Source organism: Haloarchaeobius marinus, from assembly GCF_051207415.1.
Lineage (GTDB): Archaea > Halobacteriota > Halobacteria > Halobacteriales > Natrialbaceae > Haloarchaeobius.
The window spans coordinates 825,777-843,740 of the sequence record NZ_JBPKGD010000001.1 but is presented as its reverse complement, the minus strand read 5'-3'; the positions used below and the strand labels follow the sequence as shown (position 1 = coordinate 843,740).

The 17,964-nt window shown below is 69.4% G+C and carries 20 protein-coding genes; 10 read left to right on the top strand and 10 right to left on the bottom strand.

Annotated features, from left to right (window positions below):
• Positions 1–14: 14 nt before the first annotated feature.
• From ACSC1W_RS04355 to ACSC1W_RS04345, 3 genes are all read right to left on the bottom strand, one after another.
• A complete protein-coding gene (locus ACSC1W_RS04355) occupies positions 15–617 on the bottom strand; it encodes a HalX domain-containing protein (protein ID WP_435345639.1) in 603 nt (200 codons plus the stop codon).
• Between the two features lie 84 nt (positions 618–701).
• Positions 702–2,873 carry a phosphoribosylformylglycinamidine synthase subunit PurL gene (gene purL / locus ACSC1W_RS04350; RefSeq protein WP_435345638.1) on the bottom strand — a complete coding sequence of 724 codons (2,172 nt, stop codon included), beginning with the start codon at positions 2,871–2,873 and terminating at the stop codon, positions 702–704.
• A 65-nt stretch (positions 2,874–2,938) separates the two neighbouring features.
• Positions 2,939–3,079 (bottom strand): hypothetical protein, encoded by a 141-nt coding sequence (locus ACSC1W_RS04345; RefSeq protein ID WP_435345637.1) that lies wholly within the window; start codon positions 3,077–3,079, stop codon positions 2,939–2,941.
• A gap of 85 nt (positions 3,080–3,164) precedes the next feature.
• Here ACSC1W_RS04345 and ACSC1W_RS04340 point away from each other — a divergent pair, with 85 nt between their 5' ends.
• From ACSC1W_RS04340 to ACSC1W_RS04330, 3 genes are all read left to right on the top strand, one after another.
• The gene (locus tag ACSC1W_RS04340; RefSeq protein WP_435345636.1) at positions 3,165–3,851 is read left to right on the top strand and encodes a PHP domain-containing protein; all 687 of its coding nucleotides are present in this window, start codon (positions 3,165–3,167) and stop codon (positions 3,849–3,851) included.
• Positions 3,848–4,939: an asparagine synthase C-terminal domain-containing protein gene (locus ACSC1W_RS04335; protein WP_435345635.1), complete on the top strand. Its 1,092-nt coding sequence runs from the start codon at positions 3,848–3,850 to the stop codon at positions 4,937–4,939. The genes ACSC1W_RS04340 and ACSC1W_RS04335 overlap by 4 nt, the downstream gene beginning before the upstream one ends.
• Before the next feature lie 158 nt (positions 4,940–5,097).
• Entirely contained in the window at positions 5,098–5,559 is a 462-nt protein-coding gene (locus ACSC1W_RS04330; RefSeq protein WP_435345634.1) for an SPW repeat domain-containing protein, read from the top strand.
• Between the two features lie 36 nt (positions 5,560–5,595).
• Here ACSC1W_RS04330 and ACSC1W_RS04325 read toward each other — a convergent pair whose 3' ends face one another.
• A complete protein-coding gene (locus ACSC1W_RS04325) occupies positions 5,596–5,844 on the bottom strand; it encodes a hypothetical protein (RefSeq protein WP_435345633.1) in 249 nt (82 codons plus the stop codon).
• A gap of 201 nt (positions 5,845–6,045) precedes the next feature.
• Here ACSC1W_RS04325 and ACSC1W_RS04320 point away from each other — a divergent pair, with 201 nt between their 5' ends.
• Positions 6,046–6,192, top strand: coding sequence for a hypothetical protein (locus ACSC1W_RS04320; RefSeq protein WP_435345632.1), 147 nt, complete (start codon positions 6,046–6,048; stop codon positions 6,190–6,192).
• A gap of 110 nt (positions 6,193–6,302) precedes the next feature.
• Positions 6,303–6,764 (top strand): DUF7979 domain-containing protein, encoded by a 462-nt coding sequence (locus tag ACSC1W_RS04315; RefSeq protein WP_435345631.1) that lies wholly within the window; start codon positions 6,303–6,305, stop codon positions 6,762–6,764.
• Here ACSC1W_RS04315 and ACSC1W_RS04310 read toward each other — a convergent pair whose 3' ends face one another.
• On the bottom strand, positions 6,765–7,754 hold the full coding sequence (locus tag ACSC1W_RS04310; RefSeq protein ID WP_435345630.1) for a transcription initiation factor IIB: 990 nt from the start codon (positions 7,752–7,754) through the stop codon (positions 6,765–6,767). It abuts the gene before it with no gap.
• A gap of 230 nt (positions 7,755–7,984) precedes the next feature.
• Between ACSC1W_RS04310 and gatC the strand changes: the two genes are divergently transcribed.
• Both gatC and gatA read left to right on the top strand, forming a co-directional pair.
• A complete protein-coding gene (gene gatC, locus ACSC1W_RS04305; protein ID WP_435345629.1) occupies positions 7,985–8,263 on the top strand; it encodes an Asp-tRNA(Asn)/Glu-tRNA(Gln) amidotransferase subunit GatC in 279 nt (92 codons plus the stop codon).
• Complete coding sequence (gatA, locus tag ACSC1W_RS04300; RefSeq protein WP_435345628.1) at positions 8,260–9,522, top strand: Asp-tRNA(Asn)/Glu-tRNA(Gln) amidotransferase subunit GatA; 1,263 nt, start codon at positions 8,260–8,262, stop codon at positions 9,520–9,522. Before gatC ends, gatA begins: the two co-directional genes overlap by 4 nt.
• Before the next feature lie 75 nt (positions 9,523–9,597).
• Here gatA and ACSC1W_RS04295 read toward each other — a convergent pair whose 3' ends face one another.
• Together ACSC1W_RS04295 and ACSC1W_RS04290 are read right to left on the bottom strand one after the other, a co-directional pair.
• Entirely contained in the window at positions 9,598–9,951 is a 354-nt protein-coding gene (locus tag ACSC1W_RS04295) for a helix-turn-helix transcriptional regulator (protein WP_435345627.1), read from the bottom strand.
• Positions 9,952–10,012: 61 nt separating this feature from the next.
• Positions 10,013–10,759: an NRDE family protein gene (locus ACSC1W_RS04290; RefSeq protein ID WP_435345626.1), complete on the bottom strand. Its 747-nt coding sequence runs from the start codon at positions 10,757–10,759 to the stop codon at positions 10,013–10,015.
• A 60-nt stretch (positions 10,760–10,819) separates the two neighbouring features.
• Here ACSC1W_RS04290 and ACSC1W_RS04285 point away from each other — a divergent pair, with 60 nt between their 5' ends.
• Positions 10,820–11,284, top strand: a complete 465-nt coding sequence (locus ACSC1W_RS04285; protein WP_435345625.1) for a pantetheine-phosphate adenylyltransferase — start codon at positions 10,820–10,822, stop codon at positions 11,282–11,284.
• 4 nt (positions 11,285–11,288) lie between these two features.
• Here ACSC1W_RS04285 and ACSC1W_RS04280 read toward each other — a convergent pair whose 3' ends face one another.
• The 3 genes from ACSC1W_RS04280 to ACSC1W_RS04270 are packed head-to-tail and all read right to left on the bottom strand — an operon-like array spanning position 11,289 to position 14,814.
• Positions 11,289–12,833 (bottom strand): class I adenylate-forming enzyme family protein, encoded by a 1,545-nt coding sequence (locus tag ACSC1W_RS04280; RefSeq protein WP_435345624.1) that lies wholly within the window; start codon positions 12,831–12,833, stop codon positions 11,289–11,291.
• A complete protein-coding gene (locus tag ACSC1W_RS04275; protein ID WP_435345623.1) occupies positions 12,824–13,864 on the bottom strand; it encodes a mandelate racemase/muconate lactonizing enzyme family protein in 1,041 nt (346 codons plus the stop codon). The genes ACSC1W_RS04280 and ACSC1W_RS04275 overlap by 10 nt, the downstream gene beginning before the upstream one ends.
• Positions 13,864–14,814 (bottom strand): 1,4-dihydroxy-2-naphthoate polyprenyltransferase, encoded by a 951-nt coding sequence (locus tag ACSC1W_RS04270; RefSeq protein WP_435345622.1) that lies wholly within the window; start codon positions 14,812–14,814, stop codon positions 13,864–13,866. Before ACSC1W_RS04270 ends, ACSC1W_RS04275 begins: the two co-directional genes overlap by 1 nt.
• A gap of 120 nt (positions 14,815–14,934) precedes the next feature.
• On the opposite strand from ACSC1W_RS04270, the gene gatB reads away from it, so the two are divergent.
• Together gatB and ACSC1W_RS04260 are read left to right on the top strand one after the other, a co-directional pair.
• Positions 14,935–16,419, top strand: a complete 1,485-nt coding sequence (gatB, locus tag ACSC1W_RS04265; protein WP_435345621.1) for an Asp-tRNA(Asn)/Glu-tRNA(Gln) amidotransferase subunit GatB — start codon at positions 14,935–14,937, stop codon at positions 16,417–16,419.
• 88 nt (positions 16,420–16,507) lie between these two features.
• Entirely contained in the window at positions 16,508–17,845 is a 1,338-nt protein-coding gene (locus tag ACSC1W_RS04260; protein WP_435345620.1) for a right-handed parallel beta-helix repeat-containing protein, read from the top strand.
• The last annotated feature ends 119 nt before the right edge of the window (positions 17,846–17,964 follow it).

The window sequence follows — 17,964 nt, the reverse complement described above, 5'->3', positions numbered from 1 at the left end:
CCGCGGGCGGAATATCAGTTCGTCCGCGAGAGGTCCTGGCAGACGCGACCGTACTCGTCGTGGGTCGACAGTTCGGCCATGGTCTCGTCGAGCTGGGCGCGCATCACGTGCAACTGGTCCTCCAGTCGGGCGTACGTCTCCGACGACCGGACGTCGGCCTCGGTCTGCTGGGAGGTCAACAGGGCCTTCTTCGAGGCGAGTGCGAAGAGCCCCTGTATCTGTTCGTCGTACGCCGACCTGAGCAGCAACTGGTCGACGGTCGAGCGCAGGTCGTCCTCCGAGACGGGCTCGACGAGGTAGTCGTCGAAGCCCATCTGGACGACGTCGAAGTCGGGTTCGACCGCGGTGACCATCGCGACGCGGGCGTCGAGTCCGCGGGTTCGGATGGTCGAGAGCACCTCGTCGCCGGAGAGACCGGGCATCCGCCGGTCCAGCAGGACGACGTCCAGGGAGTCGTCCATCGCCTCGAGTGCTCGACGCCCGTCGCTCGCCGTCGTCACCGTACAGGCGTCACTCAGCCACGTGGCGTACAGGTCCGCCAGGTCGGGGTCGTCCTCGACGAGGAGGACCGATGGCGGGTCCGCCACGGCCTCACCGGCCCCCGTTCGCGGTGGCATCGTTCGACTGTTGTTAGCTCTCGTACAAATAGGTGACGGGGGCCACGGTCCCCCTTCTCCGGGTCCGCGCCCGTGAACGGACGCTCACTCCATCGCGTCGGCGATGACCGAGCGCAGGTCCGCGATGTCCGCTGCGTCGTACCGGAGGCGCTCGTCGCCGACGGCGACTTCGAGCGCGCCGGCGTCGGTCCCGGCGCCGAGTTCGACGACGGGTGCGACGCCGTCGAACGCACCGCGGACGGCGTCCGCGTCGGTGGTCTGTATCAGGACGCGTCCGGCTTGCTCCGCGAACAGGGCGCCGGTCGGGTCCGCCGTGTCGAGGGACACCTCCAGCCCCGCCCCGGCGTGGACCAGTTCGGCCAGGGCGACTGCGAGACCGCCGTGGCTCACGTCGTGGGTCGCCTGCACGTGGTCGGCGTCGGCCACCTCGGCGAGGGTCGCGACGAACGCTGCGGCGTCGTCCGGGACGGCGGGGAACCGGTCGGTGCCACCGTGTCGGGCGAGGTACTCGGACCCGCCCACGGCCGGTGTCTCGCCGTCGGCGAGGTGCCGGTCGCCGACGAGCAGGAGGGTCCCCTCCGGCGTGGCCCGCATCGGTGGGGCGCTGTAGCCGTCCGTCGTCCCGACCATCGCCAGCGTCGGCGTCGGCGGGATGGGACCGGACGGGGAGTCGTTGTACAGCGAGACGTTGCCGCCGACGACGGGGACCGAGAGGGCCGAACACATGTCGGCCAGGCCGTCGACGATGCCGGAGAAGCCGGCGTAGACGTCCGGTTTCTCGGGGTTGCCGCCGTTCAGGCAGTCGACGGCGGCGAGGGGCGTCGCCCCCTTGGCCGCCAGGTTGGTCGCGTTCTCCAGCGCGACGGCCCGGGCGCCCTCGTAGGGGTCGCACTCGGTCCAGAGGGGGTCCGACCCGGCGGAGATGGCCAGCCCCTGCTCCGTCTCCCGGACGGCCACGATGGCCGCGTCGTCGCCGGGGCGGACGCTCGTCCTGACGCCGACCTCGTGGTCGTACTGCCGGTACACCCAGCGCTTGGAGGCGGTCGTCGGACTGCCGACGACGGCGTCGAACGCGGCGTCGAGGGGCACGTCAGGCAGGTCCGTCTCGGGGGTCGGCAGGTCGGCCGTCGGCAGGTCGTTCATCGGCGCGCCCTCGCCGAGGAACTCGGCGGCGACGTCGACGACGGTCTCGCGCTCGCCGTCGTCGCCCTCGAACGTGCAGACGTAGTTCCCGTCCGTGACCTCGCCGATGACGGAGCATCCGAGGTCGAAGCGCTCGGCGACCTCGCGCACCCGGTCGACGTCTTCGGGTCGGACCTCGTAGCACATCCGTTCCTGGGACTCGGCGAGGAGGATCTCCAGCGCGTTCATGTCCGGTTCCCGCTGGTGGACCCGGTCGAGCTGGATGTCGGCACCGAGGCCGCCCTTGGCGACGAGTTCGGAGGAGGCACCGCCGAGGCCGGCGGCCCCGAGGTCGCGGGCGGACTGGACGAGTCCTTCCTCGACGAGGACCTCGTTGGTCTCGATGAGCAGTTTCTCGGTGTAGGGGTCACCGACCTGCACGGCGGGTCGGTCCTCGGTCTCCGCGTCCTCGCCGAGGTCTTCGCTGGCGAAGGAGGCGCCGCCGAGGCCGTCCCGGCCGGTGGCGTTGCCGACGAGGACGAGTCTGTTGCCCGGTTCCTGTGCGACGGCGGTGACGAGTCGCTCCTCGTCGAGCAATCCGACGCATGCGACGTTCACGAGCGGGTTCCCCACGTAGTCCGGGTGGAAGTCGACCGACCCGGCGACCGTCGGGACGCCGATGCAGTTGCCGTAGTGGCTGATTCCCTCGACGACGCCCTCGAAGAGGTACCGCGAGTGCTCCCGGTCGAAGTCGCCGAAGTACAGCGAGTCCGCCAGCGCGATGGGATACGCGCCCATCGACAGCGTGTCGCGGACGATGCCGCCGACGCCGGTGGCAGCCCCGTCGAACGGGTCGACGAAGGAGGGGTGGTTGTGGCTCTCGATGCCGAGCGTGATGTACGTGTCAGAGTTCCCGTCACCGGCGGCGGCCGGCAGGGCGACCACGGCGGCGTCGTCGCCGGGTCCGACGACGACCTGGTCGCCCTCCGAGTCGAACGCACCGAGCAGGGGCCGCGAGGAGCGGTACGCGCAGTGTTCGCTCCAGAGGTTCTCGAAGAGCGCGGCCTCCGCCGGTGTGGGGTCGCGCCCGAGTTCGTCCACCACGAGTTCGCGGTCGGAGTCGGCGAGGCTCATTCATCCTTCTGTTGAAAATGAGCGTGTTTATGCGTTTCCATGCGCACGTTCGTGTACATCCCACGTCAGCCGTTCCCCGTGACGGTCACACCCTCGGCGACCCACGCCACTCCCCGGAGGAACCAGCCGACGAGGATGGCGACCGTGGCACCGAGTTCGCCGACGCCGCGACCGAGCGCGTCGGCGAGGGAGTACCTGGGGTGCATTCGTCCGTCCGGCCGCGCAGGGGTGCCGTTCCGGCGCCGAGGCCGTACCGAGGCGCTTTTAGCCCTCCCGCTAGTACGCCAAGCCGTGCTATCGGTCGAGTTGCACTGTCACTCGGAACTGTCCTACGACGGCCGAGACCCCGTCGAGTTACTCCTGGCCCAGGCCCAGGCCGTCGGCCTCGACGCACTGGCGGTGACCGACCACGACGAGATCGACGCCAGTCTCGACGCCGCAGCGAAGGCCCCCGAGTACGGCCTGCTGGGCATCCCCGGGATGGAGGTGACCAGCGCCGACGGGCACATACTCGCCCTCGGGGTCGAGGAGGTCGTCCCTGCCGGGCTCCCGTTCGACGACACCGTCGAGTACATCCGGGACCTCGGCGGCATCGCCGTCGTCCCCCACCCGTTCCAGGAGTCCCGAAGCGGCGTCATGGAACACATCACCGACACGCAACTCGCCACCGCGGACGCCATCGAGGTGTACAACTCCCGCCTGCTGACCGGCCGGTCGAACCGGCAGGCAGAACGCTTCGCCCGTGACCACGGGCTACCGATGACGGCCGGGAGCGACGCCCACATCAGCGAGATGGTCGGCCAGGCCGTCACGCGCGTCAACGCGACGGAGCCGACCGTCGAGGGCGTGCTCACGGCCATCCGCGAGGGGCGGACGACGGTCGAGGGCAAGCGGACGCCGTGGCGCATCAGCTTCCGACAGGCCGCAGGCGGTGCCAAGCGCCGCGTGACGAACCGCATCCAGGACTTCTTGCTGTGACGCTCCGTGGTGCCGCCGAGGCGACCGTCCGCCGGGCCGTCGCGGAGCGCGACCCGCTACCCGGGACCGCCGGGTTCGCCGGCGAAATCGACGGGGCCCTCGTCCGCGACGTGCTCGGGCGCCAGCCGCTCTTCGTCGACCGCGACGGCGACGACTGGGCGTTCGACCCCGCCCAGCTCGGCGACCCCGACCCCGTCCCGGCGGGCGTTCGCCGGACCCCCGATGGCGACGACCACCTGTGGACCCTTCCCGACCCGGACCAGTACGCCGACGACTCGACCGCCGTCGACGCCGTCCGGAAGGGGATTCGAGAGAGTGCGGCCGCACTCGCCCGGGGCGACGGCGACGTCGCCGTCGCCTTCTCCGGCGGCGTCGACTCCGCGCTGGTCGCGGCACTCGTCGACGGCCCGTGTTACGTCGTCGGCTTCCCCGACAGCCACGACGTCGCGGCCGCGAGGAGTGCCGCCGCCGAACTGGACGTCGACCTGACCGTCGTCGAGTTGACCCACGACGACGTCGAGCGCGCCGTCCCCCTCGTCGCCTCGGCCACCGGGCGCACGAACGCGATGGACGTCCAGATAGCCCTCCCGCTGTACCTCGTCGCGGAGCGTGCGGCCGCCGACGGCTACGGGCGACTCGCCGTCGGACAGGGCGCCGACGAACTGTTCGGCGGGTACGCCAAGGTGGCGAACGCGCCGACCGACGACCGCGTCGAGGCCGACACCGTCCGGGGGGCGGTCAGGGAACAGGTCGCCACGCTCCCCGGGCAGCTCGAACGCGACGTGCTGGCGCTCCGTGCGGCGGGCGTCGAACCGGTGGCGCCCCTGTTGCACGACGCGGTGGTCGCGGCGGCGCTCCCCCTGCCCGGCCAGTTGCTGGTCGACGACGACGGCACCCGAAAGCGCGCGCTCCGGGTGGCGGCCCGCGAGTGGCTTCCCGCGTCAGTCGCCGACCGGGAGAAGAAAGCCGTCCAGTACGGGAGCCTCGTCGCACGCGAACTCGACCGGCTCGCACGACAGGCCGGTTACAAACGTCGGATGGACGACCACGTCACGAAGTACGTCGAGTCGCTCGTCGACGGACCGTGACGGCCGGGTGGCGGTCCGGTAGGCACGCCGCCACCCATCCGAACGTGCGGTAAGTGTAACGTTATAGAGTCTGAAACCCCTGTTTTCCCGCGTCTCGCTTGCAATAGTAGGCGTCATCCTGATACCGGAACCTGCCATACCTCGCACCGGTGAGAGACATGAGTGACGCGGACGACGCCGATACGCGGGACCGCGAACAGACGACGGGGAACCGCGAGACGACCGCCAGCGACCGAGGGAGGTGGCTATCCGCGGTCATCGCGCTCCTGGGCATCTGGATGGTCGTCCAGGCGGTCTGGTTCGACCCCGGGGCGGCGCAGTTCTGGAACGACGTCGTCGTGGGAGTGCTGTTGCTCGCCGCCGGCGGGTACAACTACACGCGACGGTCGGAGGCGCGACTCGGCACCGTCGGTGCCGCCGGACTCGCCGCACTCCTCGGCCTGTGGCTCCTGCTGGCCCCGTTCGTGCTGGGCGGCGACGCGGGCGCGACCGGGACGGCGACCGGCATCGCAGTCTGGAACGACGTCGTCGTCGGCCTCCTCGCCATCCTGTTCGGTGCCTACAGCGCCTACGTCGCACGTGGCAGACGGCGAGAGACGGCCGGGGCGATGGCACGGTAGGCAGGGTCCGACGGGACCGTCCCCTCTCGGGACAACTCACTCAGTCTTCGGCCAGCGCCGTGTCACGTAGTCGCGGCGATACGCCGCGACGTGGTACCTGGTGAGAGCGACGGAGTAGGCGACCAGGACCAGTGCGAACGCGGCGATGACCGGGAGCGACCCGCCGTGGAGGAAGACGTTCACTAGCTGGAACACTCCGAACAGTGGCAGTCCGAACGTGAAGAGACCCGTCCGGACCGGGAACTCGCGTGCCATCCTGACGAACGCGTCTCTGTCGTCGGTCACTTTCTCGTCCATCGTCCCGGTCGAATCCTGTGCCGCCCTCTGCAGAGGGCGCGTATAATCGCTTCGGAAGCGTCGTAACACGTTCCTACTGACGTGACTGGGGCCCAGACCCTGCAGTAAGCGGAGCCTCGTCCGTCGTACGTGCGCCTCGGGATGCTGGACGACCCCGGACGTTATCAACCGCCGGACCGTTCGTCCCGTATGACCTATCGAACGACGGTCGGTTGGTCCCTCTTCTCGTCGGGACTCGTGACGCTCGTCCTCGGGTTCCTCCCCGGCGACGACCTGTTCTGGGGCGTCCTCCTCGTCGCACTCGGACTCGCCGTCCTCTTCGTCAGGCAGACGTGACCGGCGCTGTCGGCGGTGAGGGCCAGTCGCCGGGTCCGACCGCGGTCCCCCACACCGTCGACCGATGACCGAACCGTTTTACCCCCGTGGCCCGCCACTCCGAACGTCGAATGCGACTCCGTCACCTCCTCGTCGTCACCGTCGCTGTCCTCGTCCTCGGTGGCATCGTCACCGCAGTGGGTGCGTTCGCCGTCCCGAACGAGTGCGAGACGGACTACGCCGTCACGCTAAACCGGACCGCAGACACCGACCGGCCGGTGGTCGAGGCCGGGAACCTCTCGCGTCCGGTACAGGAACCGGTCCAGACGGCGGTCGAGGGGAACCGCACCGTCTTCGTCACGGGCGAGGAGTACGAGGGCGAACTGGCGAACCGGACGATACAGTACGAGGGGACGCTGTACGAGGTGTCCGGCGAACCGGTCCAGGACTGCGGCGGCGGCACCGACGACCTCGTCGTCCTCGCCGGGTTCTGGCTCGCCGTCGTCGGTGCAGTCGCGACGCTGCTCGTCGTGCTGTACGAGTACGGACAGGACCTGTTCCCGACGGACGAGGAGTACCGACGACGGCAGTAATCAGGCCGAGTGCTCGGATTCGAGGAGTTCGTGGTAGCGGTTCCGGATGGTGACCTCGGAGATGTTCGCCACCTCGCTGACCTCGTTCTGGGTCACCTTCTCGTTCGTGAGTAGCGAGGCGGCGTACACCGCGGCGGCGGCGAGGCCGACGGGCGACTTGCCGGAGTGGATGCCCTCGCGCTTTGCGGCTTCGAGGAGCTGGCGGGCGCGGCGTTCGGCCTCGTCGGAGGTGCCGAGTTCGCTGGCGAAGCGCGGGACGTAGCTGACGGGGTCTGCGGGCTGAATCTCGAGGTTCAGTTCTCTGACGACGTACCGGTACGTCCGGGCGATCTCGTCGCGACCCACCCGGCTCACGTTCGTCACCTCGTCGAGGCTCCGGGGCGTGCCGGCCTGTCGTGCGGCGGCGTACAGCGCCGCCGTGGCGACGCCCTCGATGGAACGACCCGGCAGGAGGTCCTCGCTCAGGGCACGTCGGTAGATGACGGAGGCGGTCTCGCGGACGTTCTTGGGGAGGCCGAGGGCGCTGGCCATGCGGTCGATCTCGCCGAGGGCCTGCTTGAGGTTGCGCTCCTTGCTGTCGCGGGTGCGGAAGCGCTCGTTCCAGGTGCGCAACCGCTGCATCTTCTTGCGCTGGCTCGAACTGAGCTGGCGGCCGTAGGCGTCCTTGTTCTGCCAGCCGATGTTCGTCGACAGCCCCTGGTCGTGCATCATCTTCGTCGTCGGCGCGCCGACCCGGGACTTCTGGTCCTTCTCGGCGGAGTCGAACGCGCGCCACTCCGGTCCGCGGTCGACCTGGTCCTCGTCGACGACGAGACCACAGTCGTCGCAGACGGTCTCCCCGCGCCCCTCGTCTTCGATAACGTGGCCGCCACACTCCGGGCACCGGAAGTCGCCGTCCCGGGCTCGTTCTTCGGTTCGTTCGTCCGACTCTTCGACCTGCGTTCGCCTGGTTTCGTCTGTCTGTTGCCGTCTGATAGTCGTGTCAGTCATTGTGGGGAATGAGGGAGGGCGTTCAGAACGGACGCTCGTAGAGAAAGTGTTGCACGTTCGCCAACTTAAACGCTATGGCTAACTCCATTTTTGATTTCAATTCGTAACGATGGGTTTCCACCAAATGTTTTTTCCTGTTCTGGTAACTTACTGGTAACCACCGTCGCAGGAGACCGCTGGAGCGTTCACGTATCGAAACCCTTACTCGGTGGAACCAAGTCGGTACGAGCATGAGCGACACCTCCGCCACACCCGAAGACGTCCGTCACGTCGCGGACCTGGCCAGGGTCGACCTCGACGAGGCCGAGGTCGACGAGTTCGCCGAGCAGTTCGCGGACATCCTCGGGTACTTCGACGCACTGGACGAGGTGCCCCACGTCGACCGCGAGGTCGACCTCGTGAACGTGATGCGTCCCGACGAGGAACGCGAGTGTCTGACCCGCGAGGACGCCCTGCGAAACGCCGCCGAGACAGAGGACGGGTACTTCAAGGGGCCGAACGTCTCATGAACGTCTACATCACCGAGGAGACCATCGAGGGGGCCGAGGACGGTCCACTCGCCGGCCGCACCGTCGCGGTCAAGGACAACATCTCGACCGAGAACGTCCGGACGACCTGCGGGTCGGCGATGCTCGAGGACTACGTCCCGCCGTACGACGCGACGGTCGTCTCCCGCCTCAAGGAGGCCGGTGCCACCATCGTCGGCAAGACCAACATGGACGAGTTCGGCATGGGGACGACCACCGAGACCTCGGCGTTCGGACCGACCGAGAACCCGGTCGCCGAGGGGCGGGTCCCCGGCGGGTCGTCCGGCGGGTCGGCCGCCGCCGTGGCCGCCGGCGAGGCCGACCTGGCACTCGGGAGCGACACCGGCGGGTCCATCCGCTGTCCGGCCGCCTTCTGTGGAGTCGTCGGCATCAAGCCGACCTACGGCCTCGTCTCCCGGTACGGGCTCGTCGCCTACGCCAACTCGCTGGAACAGATCGGCCCCATCGGGAACACGGTCGAGGACGCCGCCGCGCTCCTCGACGTCATCTCCGGTCCCGACGAGCGCGACTCGACGACCCGGGACGAGGGTGCCGACTCGAACTACGCGGCCGCCGCCGACGGCGACGTCGACGGGTTGACGGTCGGCATCCCGACGGAACTCGTCGAGGGTGCAGACGAGGGCGTCCTCGACGTCTTCTGGGACGCCATCGACGACCTCGAATCGCAGGGGGCGACGACGCGAGAGGTCTCGCTCGAATCGGTCGAGTACGCCGTCCAGGCGTACTACGTCATCGCCATGTCCGAGGCGTCCTCGAACCTCGCGCGCTTCGACGGCGTGCGTTACGGGCACTCCGGCGGATACGACGGCAACTGGAACGAGGTCTTCGGCAGAGCCCGCGAGGAGGGGTTCGGCCCGGAGGTCAAGCGACGCGTCCTGCTCGGCACGTACGCCCTCTCGGCGGGCTACCACGACAAGTACTACAAGAAGGCACAGGACGCCCGTGCGCTGGTCGAGCAGGACTTCGACGAGGCCTTCGCCGAGACGGACGTGCTGGCCTCGCCCACGATGCCCGTCCCGCCGATGGAACTCGGCGAGAGCCTCTCGGACCCGCTGAAGATGTACCTCGCCGACGCCAACACGGTGCCGGTGAATCTCGCGAACCTCCCGGCCATCTCTGTGCCGGCGGGCGAGACGGACAGACTCCCGGTCGGCCTGCAACTCGTCGGGCCGGCGTTCGAGGAGGAGACCATCGTCCGCGCCGCGAGCGCCCTGGAGTGACCCGGACGCGGACGCGGCCAGAACGGGACGGGACGGGACGGGACGGGACCGCTGTAGAACGAGTGCTTCGTCGCGCTACTCCTCGTAGGCGAGGTTCATTATCCACTGGGTGAACGCGTCGGACTGGGGGTCGGCCTCTTCTTCGCCGATGTACGGCGAGAGCATGTCTCCCGCCATCAGCAGCGAGAAGTCGAGGTCGCGGGCGACCGGCGAGACGAGGTACGTGTTGTGCCCCTGGTAGACGGTCTCTTCCCGGTCGACGAGTCCCTTCTCGACCAGAGACTCGACGATGCGTGAGCCCTTGCGAGAGGAGACGTCCAGTTCCTTCCAGAAGTCGCTCTGGTGGATGCCGCCGGTCTCTCGAACGAGTTCGAGTCCGGCGCGCTCGTCCTCGGACAACTCCTCTTCGGCGACGCTCACGCCGACCACCCCCGTGCCCTCGGTACGACAGGCATGGCTATCACGTCCAATAGTACGAATGTCGTCCCGCTTAAACCTGCCCTTCGAGTGCCACGGGTTCGTAGGGCGTCTCGCAGGGCGGTCCGGGCGCGAACCAGTACTCCGGGTCGTCCCCCAGCACGATCAGCGACGACGACCGGGTCCCGAACCGCCCGCCGGGGTCGTGGACGCAGACGCCCATCTCGTGGTCCCCGAGAACCGTGGCGGCCCGGTCCCGCCACTCCCGGGCGGTCTCCCCGTCGCGGGGTTCGAGCGCCTCGCGGACGTGGGCGACGGCGTCTACCTGTCTCTGTTCCGCGTCGGGCCGCAGTCCGGGCAGTTCGAGGGCGTCGTCGGCACCGACGTTGACGACGACGTGGACGCCCGGGTCGAAGGCGGTGCGAACGAGTTCGCCGTCCCACTCCAGCAGGACGGCGTCCTCGGCGTCCGCGACGACGAGGTTGAACCCCTGGTACTCGTACTCGGCAGTGCTCTCCTCGACGAGTGCGGCGGCGTCGGAGGCGCGCTCCTGGCGGAGCGCGTCGCGAACGAGCAGTCCACGTGAGCGCTCACCGGCGAGGTCCGCGTCGACCCAGCGGTTCGTCACGCCCACGAACAGGCCGTGTTCGTTGTATCCGACCCAGGTCCCACCGGCCTCCTCGTCGAGGGGGGCGACGACGCGCGGGTCGGTCTCGACGACTCCCGGTGGGACCGACGGACGGTCGAGCAGTTCGTCCCGGTTCGCGGCGACCACGACCGGTTCGTCGAACACGCGCCAGGCGAGCGTCAGAGTACACACGGGCGCTGGTAGGGACGCCACCGAGATAAAGCGTAAGCGTCCAGCGACCGAACGACGGGTATGCGAGCCGCCGTCGCCGGTACGTTCGGACCGATCCACGACGGGCACCGCTCCCTGCTCGAGACCGCCCTCGACGTCGGGTCCGACGGCGTCGTCGTCGGCCTGACCAGCGACGAGTTCGCGACCGCGTCGCGCGACCGCGAGGTCCCCGGGTTCACCGAGCGCGTGACCGCACTCCGACGCGAACTCGACGCGCTCGACCGGTGGGGACGCGAGGTCGAGGTGCGCGAGATAGCCGCCGAACACGACTTCGCGGCGACCGACGAGACGCTCGACGCGCTGGTCGTCTCCCGCGAGACGGCCGAAGAGGTCCCGGACCTGAACGAGGTCCGGCGCGAGAACGGACTGGAACCACTCGTCGCCGTCGTCGTGCCCCTGGTCCGCGCCCACGACGGCGACCGACTCTCCTCGACGCGCGTCGTCGCCGGCGAGGTGGACGAACACGGCCGGCGACGGCGGGGATGACCGCTCACCGTGACGACCCGGCGCTCCGGAGTCGGTCGCGGACTGCGTCCCGGTCGACGGTCCCCGACGCGGTGCGGGGTATCTCGGCGGCGAACGCCACCGTCCGGGGGAGCTCGTAGTCCGCCAGCCGTTCCCGGGCGTGGGAGTCGAGGGCTGCCGGCGTGAGGTCGTCGGCCGCCGGGACGACCAGCGCCGCCACCCGGTCGCCCCACTCGGGGTCGTCCAGACCGACGACGGCCACGTCCTCGACGTCCGGGTGCTCCCGCAGGAGCGACGCGACGCGGTTCGGGTCGACGTTCTCGCCGCCGGAGACGAGCAGGTCGTCGACCCGGCCGGTGACCCAGAGCCGTCCGTCCTCGTCGCGGTAGCCCACGTCGCCGGTGTGCAGGCCGTCGTCGTCGAACGCGGCCCTCGTGTGTTCGTCGTCGAGGTACCCACGGGTGACGGCCGGCCCGTCGACGACGAGTTCGCCACGCTCGCTGGGGGCGCAGGGGTCGCCGTCGGCGTCGAGTATCCCGACCGTCGCGTTCAACAGCGGTTGCCCGACGGTACCCGGGAACCGACGTGCCTGCTCGGGCGTCGCCGTGGCGACCTGCGACGACGCCTCGCTCATGCCGTAGGTCGGCCAGGCGGGGACGCCGGCGTCGGCACAGCGGTCGAGGAGTTCCTGGGTCGCCGGCGCGCCGCCCAGCAGGACCACGCGCAACCGGTCGTCGGGCGTCCACCCGGAGTCGAGCAACCGGTCGAGCATCGTGGGCACCAGCGAGACGCAGGTCACCTCGTGGTCGCGCAGGTGCTCGGCCGTCGCCTCCGGCTCGAAGCCGCCGCCGCGCTGGAGGACGGTCGTCGTCCCGTACAGCGTCGACCTGACGACCGGGGACAGGCCGCCGACGTGGTACGTCGGGAGCGGGACCAGCCATCGGTCCCCCCGTTCGACGCCGAGTCTGAACGCCGAGGCCGTCGCGCTCGCCACGAGGTTCCGGACCGTCAGTCGGACGCCCTTCGGTCGACCTGTCGTCCCCGACGTGAACACGAGCAGCGCCTCCGAATCCGGGTCGGGACCGGTCGAGTGCGACCCCTCGGCATGGCGGTCGTGTTCGGCGTCGAGCGCGTCGCGTTCGGGGACGGCGGCCGGGCCGTCCCTGTCGTCCGTGCTCGCCACGGTACAGTCCCCGGGCGCGACGGACCGGGCCACCTCGGCCGTCCCGGCCGTACAGACCAGCACGTCGAGGTCGGCACGCTCGGCCTGCGCAGCGAGGTCGGCTGTCGCGGCCCTGACGTTCAACGGGACCAGCGGGGTCCCGAGTCGCATCGCCGCGAAGAGCTGGGGGACGACCGCGACCCGGGCGGGCGAGAGCAGGCCGATGCGACCCGTCCCGACGTGTGGGGCGAGCGCGTCGACCAGCACGTCGACGGCGGCGTCGAGGTCCCGGTACCGCCACGTCTCGCCGGTCTCCGCGGCGACGAGCGCCGGGCGCTCCGGCGTCCGACTCGCACGTTCGGCGAGCAGGTCGCCCACCGGCCAGTCGACCGGCGGCCTCACTCCCACACCCCCTCGACGCCGAGTCCGGGGGCGTCGGGTACGCGGACGACGCCGTCGTCGACCGGGCAGGGGTCCGGCCCGACGTCGGTCGAGAGCCAGTCCGCCGTCGCCAGTCCGCAGGCCGAGACGCCCGGTATCGAGGCGGCCAGGTGGACCGCGGCGGTCCGGGCGACCACGGCGTCGACCGTCGTCGTGACCACGGACGCGACCTGCTCCTCGCGGGCCCGGAGCGCCGCCTGGCGGGCGCGTTCGACGCCGCCGAGGGCCATCGGCTTCAACACCAGCAGGTCGGCCGCGTCGGCGTCCAGCACGCCGGCGACCGAGTACGACGCCAGGGACTCGTCGAGTGCGACGCCGACCGGCCCGCCCCGGAGCGCGGCGTGTCCGGCCAGGTCGTCGGGCGGCAGTGGCTGTTCGACGAAGCGGACCCCGGCGTCGGCGAAGCCATCGAAGGCCTCGGTCGCCTGCTCGCGGTCCCATGCACCGTTGGCGTCCGCCCGGAGTTCGACGCCCTGTCCGACGGCGTCCCTGACAGCACGCACCCGGGCCACGTCCTCGGCCACCGGGCGCGTCCCGACCTTCACCTTCACCGCACCGTACCCGGCCTCGACCGCCTCCCGGGCGGCCGCGACCGTCTCGGCCTCGGGGTCGTCACCGAGGGTCGCGTTGACCGGCACCGACTCCCGTTCCGACTGGCGGCCGAGATACCGGTAGAGGGGTTCGCCGCGACGTCCGGCCCGGAGGTCGGCGAAGGCGAGCGACAGTCCGTGTCTCGCCGCCGGCGCGTTCGAGAGGTCCTCCAGCACCTCGCCGGGGGTCTCCTCGCCGGCGGTCAGGCGGTCGGCCGCGGAAGCGAGCGCCGACCTGCACTCGCCGAGGGACTCGGTCCACGAGGCCAGCGGCGTCGCCTCGCCGAGGCCGACCGCGTCACCGTCGGTCACGCGGACGAGCACGCCCTCGCGGTCGGTCATCTCGCCCCGGGCCGTGGCAAGCGGGCGGGCGAGCGACACCGCGAACTCGCGCGTCTCGACGCGCATCAGACCACCACCGGGGCGAGAAAGCCCAGGGCGAACAGTATCGAGTACAGCGCGAGCAACTGGCCCGTCCGTTCGAGCGCCGGGTTGAGCGCCGCCCCGTCGGTCCGCGTCAGCACCGTCCGCGCCACCGAGACCGCAAGCGGGAGCGACAGCCACGCAGCCAGGACCGGCAGCGGTGCGTCGAGGGCGACGACGAGCGCGACCGGCGTGAGGTAGGCCACCGCCAGCATCGTGACGTACTCGGCGCGGCCGAACCGGTAGCCGAACTTCACGACGACCGTCTCCTTGCCCGTCCGGGCGTCCTCCTCCCTGTCGCGGACGTTGTTCACGACGAGGATGTTCGTCGAGAGGGCCGCGACGGGGAGGCTCGCGACCAGCGCGAGGCCGAGGTCGGGGACGGCGACGAGCCCCGTCGCGAGTGGCTTGCCCAGCACCGCCGCCGCCTGCACGTAGTACGTCCCCGTCACCGCGACGAGGCCGAAGAAGACGAAGACGAACACGTCGCCGAGCCCGTGGTAGCCCAGGGGGTACGGGCCGCCGGTGTACGCCACGCCACAGGCCACGCTCACCAGGCCGACGACGAGGATGGGCACGCCTGCCACGTAGACGAGGTAGGTGCCCGAGATGACGGCCAGCGCGAACGTCAGCACCATCGCACGCTTGACCTCGCCGGGTTCGATGAGGCCGCCAGCCGTCACCCGGGTGAAGCCCTCCCGGTCCTCGGTGTCCGCGCCCTGCTTCGCGTCGTAGTAGTCGTTTGCGAAGTTCGTCCCGACCTGGATGAGCGCCGCGCCCACGAACGCCATCGTCGCCGCCAGCGGGTCGAACACGTCGCCGTAGGCCGCCACCGCCGTCCCCACGACGACGGGTGCCGCCGCCGCCGGGAGCGTCTGCGGCCGGGCCGCCATCACCCACGCCCTCGTCTTCGAGACCTCTGCCGTTTCGGTCATCTCCCGGGTGTTGGGGGTCCTCCCGTGTCAACGTTCGGTCTTCGGCGTCGAGGGGACCCAGGGTCACGAACGCGGAACCCGTCACGCTTTAACGGGCGCGAATCGAACGCGAGAGTAGTAATGAGTACGCAGGCTGCCCAGCAGGACGACCTCGCGGCCGTCATCGGTCTGGAGGTCCACGTCCAGCTGGAGACGGACACGAAGATCTTCTGTGGGTGCCCGACGGAGCCGACGGAGGAACCGAACACGAACGTCTGCCCCGTCTGTCTCGGCCTGCCCGGGTCGCTCCCGGTGCTGAACGAGGCGGCGGTCGAGGCGGCGGTGAAGGTCGGCAAAGCCATCGACGCCGACATCCCCAGGGAGACCCGCTTTCACCGGAAGAACTACTACTACCCCGACCTGCCCAAGAACTTCCAGATAACGCAGTACGACGAGCCCATCTGCCAGGACGGCGAACTGGACGTGTCCGTCGAGGGCGAGCGTCGCACGGTCCGCATCCGACGCGCACACCTGGAGGAGGACCCGGGCAGTCTCCAGCACGTCGGCGGCGGCATCGACACGGCGACCCACACCCGCATCGACTACAACCGGGCGGGGACGCCCCTGATGGAGATAGTCACGGAACCGGACTTCCGACGGCCGACGGAGGCGCGTGCGTTCCTGGCGAAACTGGAGGAGGTCCTCGAGTACCTGGGCGTGTTCGACAGCCAGCGCGACGGCAGCCTGCGCGTCGACGCGAACCTCTCCATCGTCCCGGCGGCCGACGTCCGGGACGGCGAGGAGATGGACCCCGAGACCCTGGAGAGCGCGAACCGGACGGAGGTCAAGAACATCTCCAGCCACAAGGGGGCCGAGACCGCCCTCGCCTACGAGGAGGCGCGCCAGAAGAACCTCATCAGGCGCGGGAAGGCGGTCGAACAGGAGACCCGCCACTTCAACGAGACGCACGGTTCGACGGTGTCGATGCGCTCGAAGGAGGCCGAGAAGGACTACCGCTACTTCGAGGAGGCCGACCTGCCGCCGTTGCAGGTCTCGGACTGGAAGGAGCGCATCGACATCCCCGAACTGCCCGACGCCCGGCGCGAGCGCTTCGTCTCGGAGTACGGTCTCGACGAGGAGTCGGCGTCGAAACTGACCAGCACGAAGCAGGTCGCGGACTTCTACGAGGACGTCGCGTCGTCGTTCGACCCGGACCTCGCGGCGACGTGGGTCGCCGACAACCTCCTCGGCGAACTCAACTACCGCGACATGGCCATCACCGACGTCGCTGGTCGACTCGACGAGTTCACCCGACTCGTCGAACTCGTCGCCGGGGACGAGATAACGACGAAGAACGCCGAGGAGGTCGTCCTCAGGAAGATGCTCGACGAGGGGAAGACCCCCGACGAGGTCGTCGAAACGGAGGGCCTGGGCAAGACGGACGCCGCCGCCGTCGAGACCGCGGTCCGCGAGGCAATCGACGAGAACCCCGACGCGGTCGAGGACTACCACGCCGGCGAAGGCGGGGCGTTGAACTTCCTCGTCGGCCAGGTCATGCAGAAGACGCAGGGCAGCGCCGACCCCGGCCAGGTAAACCAGCTCTTACGGGACGAACTGGCCGACTGAACGCGCGACCCCCGGCCGGTCGCGAAACGCCGTCTTTCTCTTCAACGAGGCACATAACAATCGAACCGCGCCCGCCTAGCCTCTGTCGATGCCGGGGAGACGTACACGAAACCTGCCGACCTTCCTCGTCGTACTCGCGTGCCTGATTCTGGCACCCGCCCTCGGGGCGACGACGGTCGGTGCGACGACGGCGACCGTAACGAACGTGGACTCCTGTCGGACGATAGATTCGTCCGGGGACTACGAACTGACCAGAGACCTCACCGACCGAAGAGACGAGATCTGCATCGAGATACGGGCGACGGACGTCACCTTCGACGGGAACGGCCACCGCATCGACGGACGGTCCGACTCGGGGACTACCGGCATCCTCCTCGAGGACGCCGAGGACGTGACCGTCGAGGACGTGCGTGTGACGGAGTGGGGGACCGGTATCCGACTCGAGTACGAGGCCCGGGATATCGACCTCGTCGACAACCGCATCGAGGACAACGACGGTCCTGGAATCAGAGGTGACGACGTCAGTTCCATCACCGTGCGAGAGAACCGTATCCTCTCGAACGGCGACGGTCTCAACTTCGCCGTCAGCGGTCGCCTCGACATCAGCGAGAACGTCATCGACCGCAACGACGGCCACGGAATCTCCCTGGACGACTCGTCCACTCGCCGGATCGAGGACAACGAGATACGCGACAACGGTGGCCGTGGTATCTGGACCAGGGACCTCGGGGCGAACGTCGTCGACAACGTCGTCTCCGGCAACGGCGACAGCGGCATCTACGTCGACGCGGACAACAACGACCGGAACCGGGAGATATCCGGCAACGAGGTCTACGACAACGGCGACGACGGCATCCACGTCCGGGAGATAGCCGACACCACCGTCGAGGACAACGAGGCCTACGACAACGACGACGACGGCATCCTCCTGGGCAGGTTCGAGGACGGTACCGTCGAAGACAACGAGGCCTACGACAACGGCGACGACGGCATCCACCTGTACGGCAGTTCGAGTACGGGCCGAACGGACGCTGACGGGAACGAGATCACGGACAACGACCTCTCGGACAACGACGACGACGGTCTCTTCGTCGAACGGTCGAACGACAACGAGATAGCAGACAACGACGTCGAGGACAACGGTCGCGACGGTGTCGAACTCGCCGACAGCGACGAGAACGACGTGGAGGACAACGTCGTCGACGACAACGGCGACGACGGCATGCGGTTCTACGAGGCAGACGAGAACGACGTCGAGGACAACGAGGTCACCGACAACGGCGACGACGGCCTCGACATCGACAACAGCGACGACAACGAGTTCGTCGAGAACCGCATCTGTGGCAACGCGGACAAGCAGATAGCCGAGGACACCGACTCGACCGGCAACGAGTTCCGCGACAACGACGTGTCGAGTCAGTGCTGACGCTATCGGGTCCATCTTCGTGAGACACGTGCCGAAACGCCCGCTGCGCAGTCACGTCCGAGCACGCGGTCACGACGGAGCCGACGGGACGGGTTCGGGACTGACAGTCGCCGAGCGCA

Excerpts from the sequence above, each read along its gene's own strand:
- ACSC1W_RS04355 (WP_435345639.1), bottom strand. The coding sequence starts at position 617 with ATGCCACCGCGAACGGGGGCCGGTGAGGCCGTGGCGGACCCGCCATCG.
- purL (WP_435345638.1), bottom strand. The coding sequence starts at position 2,873 with ATGAGCCTCGCCGACTCCGACCGCGAACTCGTGGTGGACGAACTCGGG.
- ACSC1W_RS04345 (WP_435345637.1), bottom strand. The coding sequence starts at position 3,079 with ATGCACCCCAGGTACTCCCTCGCCGACGCGCTCGGTCGCGGCGTCGGC.
- ACSC1W_RS04330 (WP_435345634.1), top strand. The coding sequence starts at position 5,098 with ATGAGTGACGCGGACGACGCCGATACGCGGGACCGCGAACAGACGACG.
- ACSC1W_RS04320 (WP_435345632.1), top strand. The coding sequence starts at position 6,046 with ATGACCTATCGAACGACGGTCGGTTGGTCCCTCTTCTCGTCGGGACTC.
- ACSC1W_RS04315 (WP_435345631.1), top strand. The coding sequence starts at position 6,303 with ATGCGACTCCGTCACCTCCTCGTCGTCACCGTCGCTGTCCTCGTCCTC.
- ACSC1W_RS04310 (WP_435345630.1), bottom strand. The coding sequence starts at position 7,754 with ATGACTGACACGACTATCAGACGGCAACAGACAGACGAAACCAGGCGA.
- gatC (WP_435345629.1), top strand. The coding sequence starts at position 7,985 with ATGAGCGACACCTCCGCCACACCCGAAGACGTCCGTCACGTCGCGGAC.
- gatA (WP_435345628.1), top strand. The coding sequence starts at position 8,260 with ATGAACGTCTACATCACCGAGGAGACCATCGAGGGGGCCGAGGACGGT.
- ACSC1W_RS04285 (WP_435345625.1), top strand. The coding sequence starts at position 10,820 with ATGCGAGCCGCCGTCGCCGGTACGTTCGGACCGATCCACGACGGGCAC.
- ACSC1W_RS04275 (WP_435345623.1), bottom strand. The coding sequence starts at position 13,864 with ATGCGCGTCGAGACGCGCGAGTTCGCGGTGTCGCTCGCCCGCCCGCTT.
- ACSC1W_RS04270 (WP_435345622.1), bottom strand. The coding sequence starts at position 14,814 with ATGACCGAAACGGCAGAGGTCTCGAAGACGAGGGCGTGGGTGATGGCG.
- gatB (WP_435345621.1), top strand. The coding sequence starts at position 14,935 with ATGAGTACGCAGGCTGCCCAGCAGGACGACCTCGCGGCCGTCATCGGT.
- ACSC1W_RS04260 (WP_435345620.1), top strand. The coding sequence starts at position 16,508 with ATGCCGGGGAGACGTACACGAAACCTGCCGACCTTCCTCGTCGTACTC.